Raw genomic sequence first — 1,190 nt, forward strand, 5'->3', positions numbered from 1 at the left:
TCTTTGGTATGTGATCCGAAACTATTTTGGGTTATATGGTCAAGTGACCAAGCGTGCACGGTGGATGCCTTGGCAGTCAGAGGCGATGAAGGACGTGGTAATCTGCGATAAGGTTCGGGGAGTCGATAAACAGACTTTGATCCGAACATTTCCGAATGGGGAAACCCACCCGCTTGCGGGTATCGTATGGTGAATACATAGCCATACGAGGCGAACCCGGGGAACTGAAACATCTAAGTACCCGGAGGAAAAGAAATCAACCGAGATTCCCTAAGTAGCGGCGAGCGAAAGGGGATTAGCCCTTAAGTTGATTTGGTGTTAGTAGAAGGCTCTGGAAAGTGCCGCTGTAAAGGGTGATAGCCCCGTATACGAAAACACCTTATCAATGAAAACGAGTAGGACGGGACACGTGATATCCTGTCTGAATATGGGGGGACCATCCTCCAAGGCTAAATACTCCTGACTGACCGATAGTGAACCAGTACCGTGAGGGAAAGGCGAAAAGAACCCCTGTGAGGGGAGTGAAATAGATCCTGAAACCGTGTACGTACAAGCAGTGGGAGCGGACTTGTTCCGTGACTGCGTACCTTTTGTATAATGGGTCAACGACTTATTTTCAGTAGCAAGGTTAAGCACATAGCGGAGCCGTAGGGAAACCGAGTCTTAATAGGGCGTTTAGTTGCTGGGAATAGACCCGAAACCGGGCGATCTATCCATGAGCAGGTTGAAGGTTGGGTAACACTAACTGGAGGACCGAACTCACATACGTTGAAAAGTCTGGAGATGACTTGTGGATAGGAGTGAAAGGCTAATCAAGCTCGGAGATAGCTGGTTCTCCTCGAAAGCTATTTAGGTAGCGCCTCGTATCTCACCATTGGGGGTAGAGCACTGTTTGGGCTAGGGGGTCATCCCGACTTACCAACCCCATGCAAACTCCGAATACCAATGAGTGCAATTACGGGAGACACACGGCGGGTGCTAACGTCCGTCGTGGAAAGGGAAACAACCCAGACCGTCAGCTAAGGTCCCAAAGTTACAGTTAAGTGGGAAACGATGTGGGAAGGCTTAGACAGCTAGGAGGTTGGCTTAGAAGCAGCCATCCTTTAAAGAAAGCGTAATAGCTCACTAGTCGAGTCGGCCTGCGCGGAAGATATAACGGGGCTAAACTGTACACCGAAGCTACGGATGCA

Annotated in this window: 1 rRNA gene; it reads left to right on the top strand. The window is 49.7% G+C overall.

Annotated features, from left to right (window positions below):
* Positions 1-37: 37 nt before the first annotated feature.
* A 23S ribosomal RNA gene (locus E0D71_RS17355) occupies positions 38-1,190 on the top strand; the annotation flags it as partial.

Source organism: Marinomonas sp. KMM3893, assembly GCF_004352855.1.
Classification (GTDB): Bacteria; Pseudomonadota; Gammaproteobacteria; order Pseudomonadales; family Marinomonadaceae; genus Marinomonas; species Marinomonas arenicola.